The 19,216-nt window shown below is 72.2% G+C and carries 15 protein-coding genes and 1 pseudogene; 13 read left to right on the forward strand and 3 right to left on the reverse strand.

What is annotated here, in order from left to right; translation table 11 throughout:
- The first annotated feature begins 82 nt into the window (after nucleotides 1-82).
- The 5 genes and pseudogenes from ACVV2G_RS30530 to ACVV2G_RS30550 all read left to right on the forward strand — a co-directional run.
- Complete coding sequence (locus tag ACVV2G_RS30530; RefSeq protein WP_453846029.1) at nucleotides 83-1,105, forward strand: LacI family DNA-binding transcriptional regulator; 1,023 nt, start codon at nucleotides 83-85, stop codon at nucleotides 1,103-1,105.
- A 103-nt stretch (nucleotides 1,106-1,208) separates the two neighbouring features.
- On the forward strand, nucleotides 1,209-2,351 hold the full coding sequence (locus ACVV2G_RS30535; protein ID WP_453846030.1) for a S1C family serine protease: 1,143 nt from the start codon (nucleotides 1,209-1,211) through the stop codon (nucleotides 2,349-2,351).
- Nucleotides 2,352-2,421: 70 nt separating this feature from the next.
- Nucleotides 2,422-3,162: a response regulator transcription factor gene (locus ACVV2G_RS30540; protein WP_453846031.1), complete on the forward strand. Its 741-nt coding sequence runs from the start codon at nucleotides 2,422-2,424 to the stop codon at nucleotides 3,160-3,162.
- The gene (locus ACVV2G_RS30545) at nucleotides 3,159-4,589 is read left to right on the forward strand and encodes a sensor histidine kinase (protein WP_453846032.1); all 1,431 of its coding nucleotides are present in this window, start codon (nucleotides 3,159-3,161) and stop codon (nucleotides 4,587-4,589) included. Before ACVV2G_RS30540 ends, ACVV2G_RS30545 begins: the two co-directional genes overlap by 4 nt.
- A 258-nt stretch (nucleotides 4,590-4,847) precedes the next feature.
- Nucleotides 4,848-5,831, forward strand: a pseudogene (locus ACVV2G_RS30550) (pectinesterase family protein); the annotation flags it as partial.
- A 51-nt stretch (nucleotides 5,832-5,882) separates the two neighbouring features.
- On the opposite strand, the gene ACVV2G_RS30555 reads toward ACVV2G_RS30550, so the two are convergent.
- Both ACVV2G_RS30555 and ACVV2G_RS30560 read right to left on the reverse strand, forming a co-directional pair.
- Nucleotides 5,883-6,089 carry a DUF397 domain-containing protein gene (locus ACVV2G_RS30555; RefSeq protein WP_453846033.1) on the reverse strand — a complete coding sequence of 69 codons (207 nt, stop codon included), beginning with the start codon at nucleotides 6,087-6,089 and terminating at the stop codon, nucleotides 5,883-5,885.
- Entirely contained in the window at nucleotides 6,086-6,919 is an 834-nt protein-coding gene (locus ACVV2G_RS30560) for a helix-turn-helix domain-containing protein (RefSeq protein WP_453846034.1), read from the reverse strand. Before ACVV2G_RS30560 ends, ACVV2G_RS30555 begins: the two co-directional genes overlap by 4 nt.
- Nucleotides 6,920-7,043: 124 nt before the next feature.
- Here ACVV2G_RS30560 and ACVV2G_RS30565 point away from each other — a divergent pair, with 124 nt between their 5' ends.
- Entirely contained in the window at nucleotides 7,044-7,343 is a 300-nt protein-coding gene (locus ACVV2G_RS30565) for a hypothetical protein (protein WP_453846035.1), read from the forward strand.
- Between the two features lie 87 nt (nucleotides 7,344-7,430).
- Here the strand turns inward: ACVV2G_RS30565 and ACVV2G_RS30570 are convergent, their stop codons facing one another.
- Nucleotides 7,431-9,245, reverse strand: coding sequence for a bifunctional metallophosphatase/5'-nucleotidase (locus tag ACVV2G_RS30570; protein ID WP_453846036.1), 1,815 nt, complete (start codon nucleotides 9,243-9,245; stop codon nucleotides 7,431-7,433).
- 172 nt (nucleotides 9,246-9,417) lie between these two features.
- Between ACVV2G_RS30570 and mshD the strand changes: the two genes are divergently transcribed.
- From mshD to pstA, 7 genes are all read left to right on the forward strand, one after another.
- Entirely contained in the window at nucleotides 9,418-10,347 is a 930-nt protein-coding gene (gene mshD, locus ACVV2G_RS30575) for a mycothiol synthase (protein ID WP_453846037.1), read from the forward strand.
- A gap of 894 nt (nucleotides 10,348-11,241) precedes the next feature.
- Entirely contained in the window at nucleotides 11,242-13,482 is a 2,241-nt protein-coding gene (locus ACVV2G_RS30580; protein WP_453846038.1) for an RNA degradosome polyphosphate kinase, read from the forward strand.
- A gap of 136 nt (nucleotides 13,483-13,618) precedes the next feature.
- Complete coding sequence (locus tag ACVV2G_RS30585; RefSeq protein WP_453846060.1) at nucleotides 13,619-14,716, forward strand: CHAD domain-containing protein; 1,098 nt, start codon at nucleotides 13,619-13,621, stop codon at nucleotides 14,714-14,716.
- Nucleotides 14,717-14,738: 22 nt separating this feature from the next.
- Entirely contained in the window at nucleotides 14,739-15,170 is a 432-nt protein-coding gene (locus ACVV2G_RS30590; protein WP_453846039.1) for an NUDIX hydrolase, read from the forward strand.
- A gap of 645 nt (nucleotides 15,171-15,815) precedes the next feature.
- Entirely contained in the window at nucleotides 15,816-16,949 is a 1,134-nt protein-coding gene (pstS, locus tag ACVV2G_RS30595; RefSeq protein WP_453846040.1) for a phosphate ABC transporter substrate-binding protein PstS, read from the forward strand.
- Nucleotides 16,950-17,082: 133 nt separating this feature from the next.
- Nucleotides 17,083-18,096 (forward strand): phosphate ABC transporter permease subunit PstC, encoded by a 1,014-nt coding sequence (pstC, locus tag ACVV2G_RS30600; RefSeq protein ID WP_453846041.1) that lies wholly within the window; start codon nucleotides 17,083-17,085, stop codon nucleotides 18,094-18,096.
- A complete protein-coding gene (gene pstA / locus ACVV2G_RS30605) occupies nucleotides 18,093-19,163 on the forward strand; it encodes a phosphate ABC transporter permease PstA (protein WP_453846042.1) in 1,071 nt (356 codons plus the stop codon). Before pstC ends, pstA begins: the two co-directional genes overlap by 4 nt.
- Nucleotides 19,164-19,216 lie beyond the last annotated feature (53 nt).

Here is a 19,216-nt window from a genome sequence, read left to right on the forward strand (position 1 = left end):
GACGGAGGCGGCGTCGGCCACGGTGTGAACCAAGGCGCGATACGCCCTGCCCAGGGCGCATCCATCCGCGTAGACTCCGCGCGTGGCCAAGGTGACTCGGGATGACGTGGCGCGGCTGGCGGGGACTTCCACCGCCGTCGTCAGTTACGTCATCAACAACGGACCCCGGCCGGTCGCCCCGGCCACGCGCGAGCGTGTCCTCGCCGCGATCAAGGAACTGGGGTACCGGCCGGACCGGGTCGCCCAGGCGATGGCGTCACGGCGCACGGACCTCATAGGCCTGATCGTGCCGGACGCCCGCCAGCCCTTCTTCGCGGAGATGGCCCACGCGGTCGAGTGGGCCGCCTCCGAGCGCGGGAAGATGGTCCTCGTCGGCAACTCCGACTACGTCGGCGAACGCGAGGTCCACTACCTGCGCGCCTTCCTCGGCATGCGCGTCTCCGGCCTGATCCTGGTCAGCCACGCCCTGAACGACCTGGCCGCCGCCGAGATCGACGCCTGGGACGCCCGCGTCGTGCTGCTGCACGAGCGGCCCGAGGCCATCGACGACGTCGCCGTCGTCACCGACGACCTCGGCGGCGCCCAGCTCGCCGTACGCCATCTGCTGGAGCACGGGTACGCGTACGTCGCCTGCATGGGCGGCACCGCCGAGACCCCGTCCGTCGGCGACCCCGTCTCCGACCACGTCGAAGGCTGGAGGCGCGCGATGAAGGAGGCCGGGCTCCCCACCGAGGGCCGGCTCTTCGAGGCGCCGTACAACCGGTATGACGCGTACCGGGTGGCGCTGGAGCTGCTCTCCGGGCCCGAGCGCCCGCCCGCGATCTTCTGCTCCACCGACGACCAGGCGATCGGCCTGCTGCGCGCGGCCCGCGAGCTGCGCATCGACGTTCCCGGCGAGCTGGCGGTGGCCGGCTTCGACGACATCAAGGAGGCGAACCTGGCGGACCCGCCGCTGACGACGGTCGCCTCGGACCGCTCCGCGATGGCGCGGGCCGCCGTGGACCTGGTCCTGGACGACGGCCTGCGGGTGGCGGGCTCCCGGCGGGAGCGGCTGAAGGTCTTCCCGTCGCAGTTGGTCGTACGGCAGTCCTGCGGCTGCGCGTAGGACCGCGGGACCGCCCCACGGGCGTCTTTATATCGGGCATACGAGGTTCTGCCGGGCTTCTCAGGCAGCGCTCAGACCGCTCTCATCCGCGGGCGCGAAGCTCATGGACATGACCGAGAGCCTCCGCCGCGACGGCGAGTACGAGCACGCGAACCCGTACCAGGGAACCCGGCAGCACGCCTCCTCTCCCGTCAGTCCCGAGTGGCCGCCCCCGCCGGCCCAGCCGCCCGCCGCCGCCTTCCCGGAGGGCGGGACCGGGCAGCCCGAGCACCCCCAGCCCCAGCACTCCGGGCAGCCCCAGCACTCCGGGCAGCCCCAGCACCCCGAGCACCCCGAGCACGCCCAGCACCCCGAGCAGCCGCGCAGGAAGCGTGCCGCCCGCCGCGGCCCCGTCGCCCTGCTCGCGGCCGTGGCGATCGTCGCGGCCGCCGTCGGTGGCGGCACCGCGTTCGGCATCCAGGAGCTGACCGGCGGCGACACCGTCGCCTCCAGCTCCACCAGCACCACCGTGGTGCCCTCCAGCCAGAAGGGCACGGTCGCCGGGGTCGCCGAGGCGGTCAGCCCGAGCATCGTCGAGATCAACGCCACCTCGAACGCCGGTTCCTCCACCGGGTCCGGCGTGATCATCACCGATGACGGCGAGATCATCACCAACAACCACGTCATCTCCGGCGCCTCGTCCGTCAAGGTCACGACCAGCGACGGCAAGGAGTACACCGCCCAGGTCGTCGGCACCGACAGCGGCAAGGACCTCGCGCTGATCAAGCTGGAGAACGCCTCCGGCCTGAAGACCGCGACCCTCGGCGACTCCGCCGGCGTCGGGGTCGGCGACCAGGTCGTCGCCATCGGCTCCCCCGAGGGCCTGACCGGCACCGTGACCAGCGGCATCGTCTCGGCCCTTGACCGCGACGTGACCGTGTCGACGGACGAGGAGCAGCAGCAACAGCAGCAGCAGCGAGGGCAGAGCGGTGGCTGGCCGTTCGAGTTCGGGGGCCAGGAGTTCAACGGCGACACCGGGTCGTCCACGACGACGTACAAGGCGATCCAGACGGACGCGTCCCTCAACCCGGGCAACTCCGGCGGCGCCCTGATCGACATGAACGGCAACATCATCGGCATCAACTCCGCGATGTACTCGGCTGCCGAGTCCTCCGCCGGCGCGGGCAGCGTCGGTCTCGGCTTCGCCATCCCGATCAACACCGTCAAGGACGACCTGGCCGCGCTGCGAGCGGGCGCCGACAGCTGAGCGGGCCCGAGAACGTGCGACGCTGAAGACATCGTCAGCCCGTACCCCACCACTCCGAGGACCCGAGCCCATGAGCCCCGCAGAAGGCGACCGCGACCGTGACATCCAGCGCATCCTGATCGTCGACGACGAGCCGGCGGTCCGCGAGGCCCTGCAGCGCAGTCTCGCCTTCGAGGGGTACGACACCGAGGTCGCCGTCGACGGCGCCGACGCCCTGGACAAGGCGGCGGCGTACCGGCCCGACCTGGTCGTCCTCGACATCCAGATGCCCCGCATGGACGGCCTGACCGCCGCCCGCCGGATCCGCGGCGCGGGCGACCTGACCCCGATCCTGATGCTGACGGCCCGCGACACGGTCGGCGACCGGGTGACCGGTCTGGACGCCGGGGCCGACGACTACCTGGTCAAGCCCTTCGAACTGGACGAGCTGTTCGCCCGCATCCGCGCGCTGCTGCGGCGCAGCTCCTACGCGGCGGCGGTCGAGGCCACCGCGGGCCACGACGACACCCTCACCTTCGCCGACCTGTCCATGGACCTGTCCACGCGGGAGGTCGTCCGGGCCGGGCGCCCGGTGGAGCTGACCCGCACGGAGTTCACCCTCCTGGAGATGTTCATGGCGCACCCGCGCCAGGTCCTCACGCGGGAGCAGATCCTGAAGGCGGTCTGGGGCTTCGACTTCGAGCCGTCCTCCAACTCCCTCGACGTGTACGTCATGTACCTGCGCCGCAAGACCGAGGCGGGCGGCGAACCGCGCCTCGTGCACACCGTCCGCGGCGTCGGCTACGTGCTGCGGCAGGGCGGCGCGGAGTGAGAGGTCTCGCCCGGCGCTTCCGCGCCCTGCCCATCCGGGCCCGGCTGTCGCTGCTGGTGGCTGCGGCGGTGGCGTTCGCGGTGGCGGCGGTGTCGGTGGCGTGCTGGTTCCTGGTGCGTGAGCAGTTGTACAAGCAGCTGGACGACCAGCTTCGCAGTGAACAGGTCTCCAGGGGACTGCTGAACAGCATGCTGCGCAACTGCCAGTCGGGGGGCTCGGAGGAACTCCCCCAGGCACCGAACGCCCCCGTCGTCACCATCCTCTACTCCGACGGATCCACCTGCGTGAATCCCGGCAACGAGGAGCTGCGCGTGCAGGACGCGGACGTGGACGTCGCGGACGGCCGGGCGGAGGACGCCCTGCACACCGCGAAGACCACCGACGGCACCACCATGCGCGTCTACACCCAGCGGGTGTACGACGCCGGGACCGGGCAGGTGCAGCCCGGGACCGCCGTCTCCATCGCCAAGCCGGTCGAGGACGTCACCAAGCCCCTGTCCTCCCTGGTCTGGATCCTCCTCGTCGTCAGCGGCATCGGAGTCGTCGGAGCCGGTGCCGCCGGCCTCGCCGTGGCCCGCGCGGGCCTGCGCCCGGTCGACGAACTCACCGAAGCGGTCGAACACGTCGCCCGCACCGAGGACCTGGCGATCCGCATCCCCGTCGAGCCGGACAGCGAGGACGAGATCGCCCGCCTCTCCCGTTCCTTCAACAGCATGACCTCGTCCCTGGCCAGCTCCCGCGACCTGCAACAGCAGCTGATCGCCGACGCCGGCCACGAACTGCGCACGCCGCTGACCTCTCTGCGCACCAACATCGAACTCCTCACCCGCAGCGAGGAGACCGGCCGGCCGATCCCCGAGGCGGACCGCAGGGCACTCCTCGCCTCGGTGAAGGCCCAGATGACGGAACTGGCCGCCCTCATCGGCGACCTCCAGGAACTCTCCCGCCCCGACACCGGCCAGCAGGAGGGCCGCACCCGCATCCTCGCCTGGCACGACGTGGTCGAGTCGGCCCTGCGCCGCGCCCGCCTGCGCGGCCCGGAGCTGACCCTCACGGCCGACGTGCGGCCCTGGTACGTCCGTGCCGAGCCCGCCGCCCTGGAACGCGCGGTCGTCAACATCCTGGACAACGCCGTGAAGTTCAGCCCGGAGGGCGGCACGATCGACGTGTGCCTCGCCGACGGCGTCCTCACCGTCCGCGACCACGGCCCCGGCATCCCCGCCGAGGAACTCCCCCACGTCTTCGACCGCTTCTGGCGCTCGCCGAGCGCACGCGCCCTGCCCGGCTCGGGCCTCGGCCTGTCGATCGTGGCCCGGACGGTGCAGCAGGCGGGCGGCGAGGTGGACCTGTCCCCGGCGGAGGGCGGCGGCACGTCCGCCACGGTCCGGCTGCCGGGGGCGCCGACGCCGCCGCCCGAGGTGCCGTAGGGACCGGCCCGGCGGGCGGCAACCTTTCCGTGCGGGGCGGCGACTGAGCGGCGACCCATCCCCCCACGCGGAACGGATCGCCGTATGAGTGAGCACGAGCACCGCAACAAGCCCCGGCACCGCAGAGGCGGGAGGGCCCTGGCCGTCGGGGTCCCGCTGGCCCTGACCGCCGCCGGCACCCTGGCCTACGGCACGGACCTGGGCGTCCTCGGCGCCGGTGCCCGGCAGGCGTCCGCCGCGACGGCCGCCCCGCCCGCCGGGGCGACCGCCTCCACCAGGGCGGCGACGACCCTCACGGTCGCCAAGGACGGCACCGGCCAGTACCGGACCGTGCAGGCCGCCGTGAACGCCGTGCCCGCGAACAACCCGTCCCGGGTCGTCATCGCCGTGAAGCCGGGGACGTACCGCGAGACGGTGAAGGTGCCCGCCAACAAGCCGCACGTCACCGTGCAGGGCACCGGCGGCAGCCGCAAGGACACGGTGATCGTCCACAACAACGCCTCGGGCACCCCCAAGCCCGACGGTTCGGGCACCTACGGCACGTCCGGCAGCGCCACCGTCGCCGTCGAGGCGGACGACTTCCAGGCCCGCAACCTGACCGTCTCCAACGACTTCGACGAGGCCGCCAACCAGTCGCTCTCCGGCCACCAGGCCGTGGCCCTGCGCACCGCCGCCGACCGGGTCTTCCTGGACGGCGTGATCGTCGAGGGCGACCAGGACACCCTGCTGCTGGACACGGCGGCCAAGGACAGGCTCGGCCGGGTCTACATGACCAACTCCTACGTCGTCGGCAACGTCGACTTCGTGTTCGGCCGGGCGACGGCCGTGATCGACCGGTCGGTCATCACCCTGAAGAAGCGCTGGAACGGGACCTCGGCCGGCTACATCACCGCACCGAGCACCGCGGCCGGCCGCAAGGGCATCCTCATCAACAACTCCACGGTCAACGGAGACGTCGCAGACGGCACCTTCCACCTGGGCCGCCCCTGGCACGCGGGCGGTGACGCCTCCCTCGACCCGCAGACCACGGTCCGCAACACCACCCTGAGCGCCGCGGTCAAGTCCGCTCCCTGGACCGACATGAGCGGCTTCTCCTGGAAGGACGACCGCTTCGCCGAGTACCGCAACACGGGCCCCGGCGCGGGCGCGGCCGGCCCCGACCGCCCCCACCTCACCGACGCCCAGGCGGCGGACCAGGAGGTCGCGGACTGGCTGGCGGGCTGGGTCCCCACGGCGTCGTAGCGGACGGAACCGACGGCCCGTACTCCGGCGGACGGAGTACGGGCACCGCCCCTACGCCACGTGCCCCTTCATCCCCGCCACGAAGGCCCCCCACGAGGCCGCCCCGAAGACCAGCACCCGACCGTCCGGCACCTTGCTGTCCCGCACGGGGGCGAGGCCGGGGTGACCTTGGGCGACCTCGACGCAGTTCGTGCCGCCCCCGTCGCTGTAGGAGGACTTGCGCCACGTAACCGTCGTGAGGTCAGGGATTCGGTTCATGATCTGCGCTCCTCCAGAAGGCCCTTGATGAACGCCAACGACTCCACCGGAGTCAGAGCCGCGTCCCTGACCAGATCGTAGGACAAGCGAAAGGACAGAACCTTGTCCGGATCGTCGATCAGCTCACCGAAGCCGTTGCCTTCCACGTAGGCGACGGGATCGCCGACCCGTTGCCACAGCAGCCAGAGGTGGCTGTCCATGAGGTCGTGCACACCAGCCGCGTAGGGCAGCACCTGAAGTGCGACCGACGGCAGTGCCGCCGCGTCCGCCAGATGCGACAACTGCTCCTGCCACACCTTGGCGTCGGGAACGGGCCGCCGCAGCGCGCCCTCGTCCAGAATCACGCGGACGCTCGGCGCAGGCCGGCGGTACAGCAGCTCCTGCCGACCCAGGCGCAAGGCCACCTGTTCCTCGACTGCCTCGCCATTGCCCGCCGTTGTCTGGGCCCCCGACAAGCCGGACAACACCGCCCGCGCGTAACCCTCGGTCTGCAACAGCCCCGGGACCCGGAGCTGGAACAGCCACATCACCCGCGCCGTCGACTCAAGTTCCATGAACGTCTTGTACTTGTCCTTGATGACCTCCTGGCGCGCGTCCCGCCACAGGCGGACCAGCAGGTCGCCGGTGCCGTGGTACCTGTCCAGGTCCTCCATGACCGCCCGCTTGGAGAGCCGTTCGCCCTTCTCCAAGCGGTACAGGTAGCTCTTGTCGTACGACGTCTCCTCGGCCAGTTGCCCGAGCGACCGGCCTGCCTTCTCCCGCAGTATCCGAAGCGTCTGCCCCAGCTCTGCACGCCTCGATTCCCGTGCCCCGTGTGAACCTTCGGTCACGTCACCCTTCCCCGTTGCCTGGTACTCAGGCAACGCCAGACCTCTTTCGCAGCGTACGTCGTGACGGTGACGATTCACTCACGAACGGTGATAACCGCTGGCCGACGTCTGGAAAGGGAATCTGATGACTCCTCCGCCACTCCGCCTCCTCCCCTGGACCACCCCCGAAGGCAACCCCTGCTATCTGAGCACCGACAGCGATCGCAGCCTGCTGTCCCGGCTCGCGGACGACATCGAGGAAGCCCAGATGGATTCGGGCGAGCAGGTGCTCGCGGGGGCCAGGGCCGTGCTCGCCGACCGGCGGGCCGGGGAGCGGGCGGTGCGGTTCGCGCTGACCAGGGCGACCGAGGCCCTCGCGGACCTGCTCCGTATCGCGGTCAGCCGAGGCGAACGGATCACCGACGGTGACCCCCGGATGCAGTGACACCCACAGGCAAACTGTCCGCGCCGCGCCCATACGAGCGCGGCGCGAACATCACACGCCCATGTGTACCCGTTTCGGCCCGGCCGGCTACCGCACGACCGTGATCCGGTCGGCCGCCGGCGGCGCGAGGGGCGCGGCCTCCGACGAGTTGGCGGTCAGGTACTGCTCCAGCGCCGTCAGGTCGTCCGTTCCGACCAGTTCGTTCGCGCCCTGGCCCAGGGTCGCGAAGCCGTCGCCGCCGCCCGCGAGGAAGCTGTTCGACGCGACGCGGTAGGTGGCCGCCGGGTCGATCGGGGCGCCGTTCAGGCGGATGGAGTCCGTGACGACGCGGTCCGCGCCGGACCTGGTCAGGTCCAGGGTGTAGGTGAGGCCGGACGAGACCTGGAGGATCTTCGGGGCCGCCTCGTTCGGGCCGCTCACCTGCTCCTTGAGGACCTGGATCAGCTGGGCGCCCGTGTAGTCCTTGAGGTTCACCGTGTTGGCGAAGGGCTGGACGGTGAAGCCCTCGGCGTACGTGACGACGCCGTCGCCCTCGCCGCTCGTGGAGGTGTAGGTGAGGGGCGCGCGGATACCGCCGGGGTTCATCAGGGCCAGGTCGGTCTCCGGGTCCTGGGTCCTGCCGTACGCCAGTTGCGCGTCGGCGATCAGGTCGCCGAGCGGGGACTCGGTGCCGTCGCGGGAGACGTCGCCGGAGATGTAGCCGATGGGGCGGTTGCCGATCGGGGCGGCGAGGGTGCTCCACCTGTCGATCAGACGGGTCATGTCCGGCGCCTTCGGGACGTCCCGCGTCACCACGTGGTTCGCCGACTGCACGGCCGTACGGGCGATGTCACCGGTGCGGCGGTCGTACGTCAGCGTCGTGTCCGTGTACAGGCGGCCGAAGGACGCGGCCGACGTGACCGTGCGGGGCTTGCCCGCCGGGTCGGGGATCGTGCAGACGTACGCCGCGTGGGTGTGGCCGGTGACCAGCGCGTCGACCTCGGGCGTGACGTTCCTGGCGATGTCGGCGATCGGGCCGGAGATGCCGTCGCCGGCGCCCGGGGAGTCGCAGTCGTAGTTGTAGGAGGAGGACGCCGGGAAGCCGCCCTCGTGGACCAGGGCGACGATCGACTTGACGCCCTGGCGCTGGAGCACCTTGGCGTACTTGTTGATCGTCTCGGCCTCGTCCTTGAAGGAGAGGCCCTTGACGCCCTCCGCCGAGACGATGTCCGGGGTGCCCTCCAGGGTCACGCCGATGAAGCCGACCTTGACGCCCTTCTGCTTCCACACCCAGTAGGGCTTCAGGAGGGGCTTGCCGGACTTCTCGTCCAGGACGTTCGCCGCCAGGTACGGGAAGTCGGCGCCCTTGAACCGCTTGTCCGTGTAGCAGCCCTCGGTGGGGTGGCAGCCGCCGTTCTGCAGGCGGGCCAGTTCCTTGGCGCCCTCGTCGAACTCGTGGTTGCCGACGCTCGTCACGTCCAGGTCGAGCGCGTTCAGCGCCTCGATGGTCGGCTCGTCGTGGAAGAGGCCGGACAGGAGCGGGGACGCGCCCACCATGTCGCCGCCCGCCGCGGTGATCGAGTAGGCGTTGCCCTTGCGGGCCGTGCGCAGGTGGGTGGCCAGGTACTCCACACCGCCCGCGTCGACCGTCTCCGTCGTGCCGTCGTGCTGGAGTTCGGTGACCCGGCCGGAGGAGCCGGCGGGCGGCTCCAGGTTGCCGTGCAGGTCGTTGAAGGAGAGAAGCTGGACGTCCTGGTAGCGGCCGGGGCCGCCGTGGCCCCGGTGGTTCCCGTCCGCGCTCGCCGACGCGGGCAGGGCCGCCGCGGCGAGCGCACCGGCGGTGACGACGGTGGCGGCGACGGCGAGGAGACGGTTCGTACGGCGTCCGCGGCGCGGTCGGTGCGACTGTGCTGTGGCTGGCATGCGCCCCCCTGTGGGTGTGCGTGTCGCGAGCCGCTGAGGAGACGGCTCGCCGGCGCAGCAGCCTAGAGTCAACGCGCGTAGCGCGACAGGTGTTTCCCGGTTACATCCTGGTGTACCCCGCTCCTCCTCCACTGCCGCCGCTTTGCCGCGCCCGCCCCTTACCCTCGTACGCATGACCAGCGACGACACCGTGCGGCCCGGCCGCCCCCGCTCGATCGAGACCCTCGCCGAACTCACCCCGGAGCAGACCGAGGCCGTCCTCGCCCTGCTCGCCGAGGCCGCCCGGAGCGACGGACAGCAGGCCGTGTCCGAGCAGGGACGGCTGCAACTGCGCGGCCCCGCCCGGGAGGGCGTCTCGCACCTGCTGCTCTCCGGGGACGGCGACGAACTCGTGGGCTACGCCCAGTTGGAGGGCACCGACCCGATCGAACCCCCGGCCGCCGAACTGGTCGTCCACCCCTCGCACCGGGGCCGGGGGCACGGGCGGGCGCTGGGTGCCGCGCTGCTCGCCGCCTCCGGCAAGCGGCTGCGGGTGTGGGCGCACGGCGGCCACTCCGCCGCCCGGCACCTCGCGCAGGTGCTCGGGCTGACCCTGTTCCGGGAACTGCGGCAGATGCGGCGCCCGTTGGCCGGCCTGGACCTGGCGGACCCGCATCTGCCCGAGGGCGTGAGCGTCCGCACCTTCGTGCCCGGCCGGGACGACACGGCCTGGCTCGCGGTGAACGCCGCCGCCTTCGCCCACCACCCCGAGCAGGGCTCGCTCACCCAGCGGGACCTCGACGACCGCATGGCAGAGGCCTGGTTCGACCCGTCGGGGTTCTTCCTGGCCGAGCGGGACGGCGTGCTGATCGGCTTCCACTGGACCAAGGTGCACGCCGAGGAGCGGCTCGGTGAGGTGTACGTCGTCGGCATCCGCCCGGACACCCAGGGCGGCGGCCTGGGCAAGGCCCTGACCACCATCGGCCTGCGGCACCTGGCGGAACGGGGGCTGCCCACGGCGATGCTGTACGTCGACGCCGACAACAAGGCGGCGGTGTCCGTCTACGAACGCCTGGGGTTCGTCACCCACGAGACGGACCTGATGTACCGCACGGAGACCTGAGCCGCGCGGTCAGGGATGTCCGACGGCCCCGCGCGGCCATCGGCCCCACCGCCCCAACGGCCCCGCCGCCCCAGCGACCCCGCGCGGCCAGCGGCCCCACCGTCCCAGCGATCCCGCGCGGCCATCGGCCCCGCCGCCCCAACGGCTCCACCGTCCCAGCGACCCCGCCGCCCCAGCGGCTCCACCGTCCCAGCGACCCCACCGTCCCAGCCACTCCGCCGTCCCAGCGATCCCGCGCGGCCATCGGCCCCGCCGCCCCAACGGCTCCACCGTCCCAGCGACCCCGCCGCCCCAGCGGCTCCGGCCCGCAGGCCACCCACACCGCCACCGCCGCGGCCGGCGGCACCGCCCACCGGTCGTGCGCGGCCGGCCACCGGGGATCGCCGGGCGCCGCGAACAGCGCCCCGTCCTCCGGCGCCACCAGCCGTGCGAGGACGGCCGCGAGCAGCAGGGCCACCGTGACCGCCGGCCCCGGACGCGCCTCGTCCGTCAGCCCTACGACCGCCGCGGCCCCGGTGAGCGCCAGGACGCCCGTCGCCCCCGTCTCCAGGGTGACGCCGGCGGCAGGGGGCCGGGACGCGGAGGGAGCGAGCAGCGGGACGGCCGTCCACCACAGCGCGGCCGGCGGTGCGACCAGGGCCACCCGCGGCGCCTGCCGCGACGGGCGGCTTCCCCCGCCCCGGCGGCCGCGCGGCCCCGCGGCCGTACGGCGCACCGCCCGCGCCCACTGCCGGAGGCCCGCCGCTATCCCACACGTCATGTCCCCGTAACCATTGATTCAGACTGCCTTGCGACGCTCACGGAATGACGCCGACCGTGCCAGAGCGACCAGGAGCGGAGCATCCCGCGCCTTCCGACGCGCCTGTCCCGCGCGTGGCGCGGAAGAATGGGTTCATGAGGCAGCCGAACACCCGGGCAGAGATCCAGCACACGCAGCCCTCCGTGGGCTCCATCGCCGCACACCGGCCGCACACCGTGGCCGCGACGGTCTCCGACCTGGAGCCCGACATCGACGCCGACCTCGACGCGTACGAGGAGTCGGAGGAGTCCCAGGCCGGGGGAGCCCGGCTCCCGCAGGGCCGCTTCCTGGACCGCGAGCGCAGCTGGCTCGCGTTCAACGAACGTGTGCTCGAGCTCGCCGAGGATCCGAGCACGCCCCTCCTGGAGCGCGCCAACTTCCTCGCGATCTTCGCCAGCAACCTCGACGAGTTCTTCATGGTCCGCGTCGCCGGCCTCAAGCGCCGTATCGCGACCGGCGTCGCCACCCGTTCCGCCTCCGGGCTCCAGCCGCGGGAGGTCCTGGAGATGATCTGGGCCCGCTCCCGCGAGCTGATGGCCCGGCACGCCGCCTGCTTCCACGAGGACGTCCTGCCCGCCCTGGCCGACGAGGGCATCCACCTGGTCCGCTGGAGCGAACTGGCGGAGAAGGAGCAGGCCCGCCTCTTCACCCTCTTCCGGCACCAGATCTTCCCGGTCCTCACCCCGCTCGCGGTCGACCCGGCGCACCCGTTCCCGTACATCTCGGGCCTCTCCCTGAACCTCGCGGTGGTCGTCCGCAACCCCGTCACGGGCCACCGGCACTTCGCCCGCGTCAAGGTCCCGCCGCTGCTCTCCCGCTTCCTGGAGGCCTCCCCGGGCCGCTACGTCCCCCTCGAGGACGTCATCGCCGCCCACCTCGAAGAGCTGTTCCCGGGCATGGAGGTCCTGGAGCACCACGCCTTCCGCCTCACCCGCAACGAGGACCTCGAGGTGGAGGAGGACGACACCGAGAACCTCCTCCAGGCCCTGGAGAAGGAGCTCATGCGGCGCCGCTTCGGCCCGCCCGTGCGCCTGGAGGTCGAGGAGAGCGTCGACCGCGAGGTCCTGGACCTCCTCGTCCGCGAGCTGAAGATCGGCGAGGCGGAGGTCTACCCTCTCCCCGGCCCCCTCGACCTCACCGGGCTCTTCCGCATCCACGGCCTCGACCGGCCCGAGCTGAAGTACCCGAAGTTCGTCGCCGGGACCCACCGCGACCTCGCCGAGGTCGAGTCGGCCTCCGCGCCGGACGTCTTCGCGGCCCTCCGCAGCCGGGACGTCCTCCTGCACCACCCGTACGACTCGTTCTCGACGTCCGTCCAGGCCTTCCTGGAGCAGGCCGCCGCCGACCCCGACGTCCTCGCGATCAAGCAGACGCTCTACCGCACCTCCGGCGACTCCCCGATAGTCGACGCGCTCATCGACGCGGCCGAGTCCGGCAAGCAGGTCCTCGTCCTGGTCGAGATCAAGGCCCGCTTCGACGAGCACGCGAACATCAAGTGGGCCCGCAAGCTGGAGGAGGCCGGCTGCCACGTCGTCTACGGGCTGGTCGGCCTGAAGACCCACTGCAAGCTGTCGCTGGTCGTCCGCCAGGAGGGCGAGACGCTGCGCCGCTACAGCCACGTCGGCACCGGCAACTACCACCCGAAGACGGCCCGCCTCTACGAGGACCTGGGCCTGCTCACCGCGGACCCGCAGGTCGGCGCGGACCTCTCCGACCTGTTCAACCGCCTCTCCGGTTACTCCCGCCGCGAGACCTACCGGCGCCTCCTCGTCGCGCCCAAGTCCCTGCGCGACGGTCTGGTCTCCCGTATCCACAAGGAGATCCAGCACCACCGCGCGGGCCGCCCCGCCTCCATCCGCATCAAGGTCAACTCGATGGTCGACGAGGCCGTGATCGACGCGTGCTACCGCGCGTCCCAGGCCGGCGTCCCGGTCGACGTGTGGGTGCGCGGCATCTGCGCGCTGCGTCCGGGCGTGGCGGGCCTGTCGGAGAACATCCGGGTCCGGTCGGTCCTCGGCCGCTTCCTCGAACACTCGCGCGTCTTCGCCTTCGGCAACGGCGGCGAGCCGGAGGTCTGGTTCGGCAGCGCCGACATGATGCACCGCAACCTCGACCGCCGGATAGAGGCGCTGGTCCGGGTCACCGACCCGGCCCACCGGGCTGCCCTCAACCGGATGCTGGAGACCGGCATGTCCGACGGCACCGCGTCCTGGCACCTCGGCCCGGACGGGGAGTGGACCCGGCACGCGGCGGACGCGGACGGCCAGCCCCTGCGCAACATCCAGGAGATGCTCATAGACGCCCGGAGGCGCCGGCGTGGCACAGCGACACCTTGACCCGACGGACCCGACGACGGTGACGGCGACGACGGCGGCGGTGACGGACCCGACGGCGACGACGGCGACCGCGGCGGACCCGACGGCGACGGCGACGACGACGGACCCGGCGACGACGGCCACGGCCGCCGCCGCCGTGGCCGGCCCGCTCCGACCCGCGGACGCGGACGCCCTCGCGCGCTACCTGCGTGCCCAGGCCACGGAGTTCCTCCGCGCGCTGCGCCTGCACCGGGAGACGGGCGCGAACGGCGCGCACGGCTCCGCCAAGGCGCCCGCGCCCGCGGGCCCCGTCGACGCGGTCCGCGCCCTGCGCCGGGCGGCCCGCCGCCTCAGCGGCACCCTGCACACCTTCCAGCCCCTGCTGGACGCCGACTGGGCGGAGGCCATGCGCCCCGAGCTGGCCTGGCTGTCCGGCACGCTGGCCCTGGAGCACGCGTGCGCGTCCCGTCTGGAGCGCCTGCTGGAGGCCCTGCACCGGCTGTCGGGGGCGACCGGGCCGTCGGGGTTCCCGGCGCAGCCGCCGGGCCGGACCGCGGCGACCGCGACCGTGGCCGTCACCGTGCCCGCCCCCCACCAGTCGCCCCCGGACCGGGGCAGCCTCACCGTGGGCGCGGCCAAGGCGGGCGCCCTGCTCGACCGCCAGCTGACCCTGGCCCGCACCCGCGCGCACTCCACCGCCCTGCAGGCGCTGGGCAGCAGCCGCTTCCACGCGGTCGCCGACAAGGTCGCCCTGCTGGCCAGCGAGGTCCCGCTGCGGAGCACCACCGCGCCCACCACCGACCTGCGTCCCCTGGCCACCGCCGCCGCGGACCGGCTGACCGACGCCGTGGCCGCGCTCCCCCTCGTCACCGCGGGCAGCCCGTACAACGCCCAGGCCCTGGTCCACGGCCTCTCCCCGGACCCGGCACCCCATCCCCAGGACACCCAGTGGCACCAGGTCCGCCTGCTGCTGCGCCTGCACCGGTACGCCCTCGAAGTGCTCGCCGACGAGGACGCCGAGGCTCCGGAGGCGTCCCCGGACGTCCGCCTCCTGGCCGCCGGCGAGGCCCTGGACCGTCACCGCGACGCCTCGGAGGCCGCCGCGGCCGCGGCCCAGGCCGCCCGTACGCCGCGCATCGCCCCGGCGACGGCGTACGCGCTCGGCGTGCTCCACGCCGACCAGCGGCATGAGGTGGAGGCGGCGAGGTACGCGTTCCAGCACAGCTGGCGCAAGGAACCGATCAGGCTGCCGTAGGGACAGGAGGCGCCGACGCACCGTGAACCGAGCCGAAGACACCAACGCCCCCACCATCCGCGCGGCCGGCTGCGTCCTGTGGCGCCGGTCCCCTCGCCCGCCGGGCCTGGAACTCTGCCTCGTGCACCGGCCGAAGTACGACGACTGGTCGCACCCGAAGGGCAAGCTCATGCCCGGCGAGGACCCGCTCGCGGGCGCCCTGCGCGAGGTCGCCGAGGAGACGGGGTACGCCGCCGCGCCGGGCGCCGAGTTGCCCACCGTGCGCTACCTCGCGGACGGCCGCCCCAAGGAGGTCCGCTACTGGGCGGCGGCGGCCACCACCGGCGCCTTCACCCCGTCCGACGAGGTCGACCGCATCCTGTGGCTGGACCCCGCGGCAGCCGGCGCCCGGCTGACCCAGCCCCGGGACCGGTCCCTCGTGGACGCGCTGCTGGCCACCCTCGGGCCGGCCTGAGACGACGGGGAACGGCCGAGGGCGGGCCCCGACGACCGAGCGGGCACCCTCGGCGTCCGCCCGGAACCGGGCAGGACTCCTCCCGTGACCACCCGGGACCGGAGAGAACGCCTCCCACGACCACCCGGGACGGGAGAGAACGCCGTCCATGACCGTCCGGCGCCAGACAGGACGCCCTCCGTCACCGCCCGGCACCGGAGAGGCCTCCACCGTGACGGCCGACCGCGCCCGCCGTCGGGGCCCACGCCGCGCCCGCCGGGCCCCGTGCCGTCAGGCCCTCCGCGTCATCCGGCCCCTCCGCGCCCGCCGGGGCCCCTCCACCCCGTCAGGCCCCCACCTCCGCACCGTCAGGCCTCCCTCCGCACCGTCAGGCCCCCCTCCGCACCGTCAGGCCTCCCCGCGTCTTCGCGCCCCGCGCCCGTCGGATACCTCACCGTGTCTTGGGCGTAAGCGTTCCGTGACCTCACCACACCGTCCACAGGGGTTCACCCCGCGTTCATTTACGGCCATCGGCGGCTTCACCTGTTCTGCCTAATTTCGGCCTTACCCGATACGGGGCGCATCCCGAAAACGCGTCCGTATCACCCAGTCTTCTCCGCACGCCGCCGAATTCAGGACGGCGGCTCCTGGAAGGAACTCCCTCAAGTGAAGCTTCAGCGCATGAACCGGCGGGCCCTCGCTCTCGGTGCTCTCGCCGTCTCCGGCGCCCTGGCCCTCACGGCGTGCGGCTCCGACGACACCGGCGGCAGCGACAGCGGCAGCGGCGACAACGCCGCCGCGACCACCAACAGCAACGTCCAGTGCGACGACGCCAAGGGCCAGCTCCAGGCCTCCGGCTCCTCCGCCCAGAAGAACGCGATCGACGCCTGGGTCAAGCAGTACACCGCGGCCTGCAAGGACGTGCAGATCAACTACCGCCCCGACGGTTCGGGCGCCGGTATCACCGCGTTCACCCAGGGCCAGACCGCCTTCGCCGGCTCGGACTCGGCGCTGAAGCCCGAGGAGATCGAGGCCTCCAAGAAGGTCTGCACCGACGGCCAGGGCATCGACCTCCCGATGGTCGGCGGCCCCATCGCCATCGGCTTCAACGTCCCGGGTGTCGACACGCTCGTCCTGGACGCCTCGACGCTCGCCAAGATCTTCGACAGCAAGATCAGCAACTGGAACGACCCGGCGATCGCCGAGCTCAACCCCGACGCCAAGCTGCCCGACCTGAAGATCCAGGCCTTCCACCGCTCGGACGAGTCCGGCACCACGGACAACTTCACCAAGTACCTGCAGGCCGCGGCGCCCGACGACTGGAAGTACGAGCCGGCCAAGGCCTGGGCGGCCAAGGGCGGCCAGTCCGCTCCGCAGTCCTCCGGTGTGGCCCAGCAGGTGAAGCAGACCAGCGGCGCGATCTCGTACTTCGAGCTGTCCTACGCCAAGGACGGCATCAAGACGGTCGACATCAAGACCGAGGCCGCCGAGCCGGTCGAGGCCAACGTCGAGAACGCCACCGCCGCCATCGGCGCGGCCAAGGTCGTCGGCACCGGCAAGGACCTCGCGCTGGAGCTGGACTACACCCCGTCCGCCGACGGCGCCTACCCGCTCGTCCTCGTCACGTACGAGATCGTCTGCGACAAGGGCAACAAGGCCGACAGCCTGCCCGCCACCAAGTCCTTCCTGAACTACGTCGCCTCGGAGGAGGGTCAGGGCCTGCTCGCCGACGCCGGCTACGCCCCGATGCCCACCGAGATCATCACCAAGGTCCGCGAGACCATCTCGGGCCTGAGCTGACCCGAGTGCGGTCCGGCCCCCGGCACGGGGGCCGGACCGCACCGTCCGGTGCACCGCCGCCAGGAGCCCCCCGCCATCCGGACGGGCTCCGCCCGAGCCGCCACCACGGCGGCTCCGCAGACCGGAGAACCCGATGGACATAACCACTGACCCCCAGAAGCCGGCACCAGCCCCCGTACCCCACCAGCCCCCCGCGGCCCAGGACGACGGCGCCGCACACGGCGTCACCCGCCCCGGCGACCGGATCTTCCTCGGGATGTCCCGTGGGTCCGGCATCCTCGTGCTGGTCATCATGGCCGCCATCGCGGCCTTCCTCACCTACCGCGCCTCCATCGCGATCAGCGAGGACGAGGCCAACTTCTTCACCACCTTCGAGTGGAACCCGAGCGGCGTCCCGTCGGAGTTCGGCATCGCGGTCCTGGCCTTCGGCACCGTCGTGTCGTCGATCGTCGCCATGGCCATCGCGGTCCCGATCGCGGTCGGCATCGCCCTGTTCATCACGCACTACGCCCCGCGCCGCCTCGGCGGCACCATCGGGTACGTGATCGACCTGCTCGCCGCCGTGCCCTCGATCGTGTACGGCCTGTGGGGCGCGCTCGTCCTCGTGCCGCACATGAACGGGCTCTACGGCTGGCTGGACGAGTACCTGGGCTGGACCGGCGTCTTCGAGTGGAACGGCGGCGCACCGCGCTCCCTGCTCACCGTCGGCATCCTGCTCGCGATCATGATCCTGCCGATCATCACCAACGTCAGCCGCGAGGTCTTCCGGCAGGTCCCGCAGATGCACGAGGAGGCGGCCCTGGCCCTCGGCGCCACGCGCTGGGAGGTCATCAGGATGTCCGTCCTGCCCTTCGGCCGCTCCGGCGTCATCTCCGCCTCGATGCTCGGCCTCGGCCGCGCGCTCGGCGAGACGATGGCCGTCGCCATGGTGCTCTCCCCGACCTTCGACATCAGCGCCAGCCTGCTCGACCCGGGCGGCGGCACCTTCGCCCAGAACATCGCCAGCAAGTTCAACGAGGCCACCCCCATGGGCCGGGACGCCCTCATCGCGTCCGGCCTGGTGCTCTTCGTCATCACCCTGCTGGTCAACGGCGCGGCCCGGATGATCATCGCCCGCCGCAAGGAGTACTCGGGGGCCAACGCATGAGCCACGCAACCCTCACCGACAAGCCGGCCGAGCGCCCGCGCAGTTCGCTGCGCGGTGCGACCCTGCCCAAGTGGTTCCCCTGGGCGGTCGCCGCGGGTTCCGTCGCCCTGGGCCTCGGCATCAGCGCCGTGGCCGGCCTGCACAGCTCCATCCAGTGGGCCCTGATCGCCGCGGTCCTCTTCGTCCTCGGCTCCTACGCCATCTCGGCCAAGATCGAGGGCGGGCGGCAGGCCAAGGACCGGGTCGCCACCAGCATGGTCTGGGTCGCGTTCCTGCTGGCCGTCATCCCGCTGGCCTCCCTCGTCTGGGAGACCGTCAAGCAGGGCGTGAAGGTCCTCGACGGCTTCTTCCTGAGCCACTCCATGGGCGTCGTCTCCGACTCCGAGCCGGGCGGCGGCATCTACCACGCCCTGCTCGGAACCGTGCAGCAGGTCGGCATCGCCACCGCGATCTCCGTGCCGCTCGGCGTACTGACCGCGATCTACCTGGTCGAGTACGGTCGCGGCAGGCTCGCCAAGGCCGTCACCTTCTTCGTCGACGTCATGACGGGCATCCCCTCGATCGTCGCGGGTCTGTTCATCCTCAGCCTGTGGATCGTGATCCTGGACATGGGCTACTCCGGCTTCGCCGGCTCCCTGGCCCTGTGCATCCTGATGATCCCGGTCGTCGTCCGCTCCACCGAGGAGATGCTCAAGCTCGTCCCGAACGAGCTGCGCGAGGCGTCGCTGGCGCTGGGCGTGCCCAAGTGGCGCACCATCCTCAAGGTCGTCGTCCCGACGTCCGTCGGCGGCATCACCACCGGTGTGATGCTCGCGATCGCCCGCATCACCGGCGAGACCGCTCCCGTGCTGCTGCTGGTCTGGGGTACGAACTTCATCAACACGAACCCCTTCTCGGACCCCCAGGCGTCCCTGCCGATGTACATCTACCTGCAGTACGGCGCCGGCTACGACGCGGCACACGACCGCGCCTGGGCGGCGGCCCTGACGCTCATCGCGTTCATCATGATCCTCAACCTTGCGGCCCGCGGCATCGCGCGCTGGAAGGCCCCGAAGACCGGTCGCTGACGCGCGGCCCCGGACAGTACTCCGTCAGCGACCCGAAAGAAGCAGTGATTCCC

It is taken from the genome of Streptomyces sp. JK94, assembly GCF_053613315.1.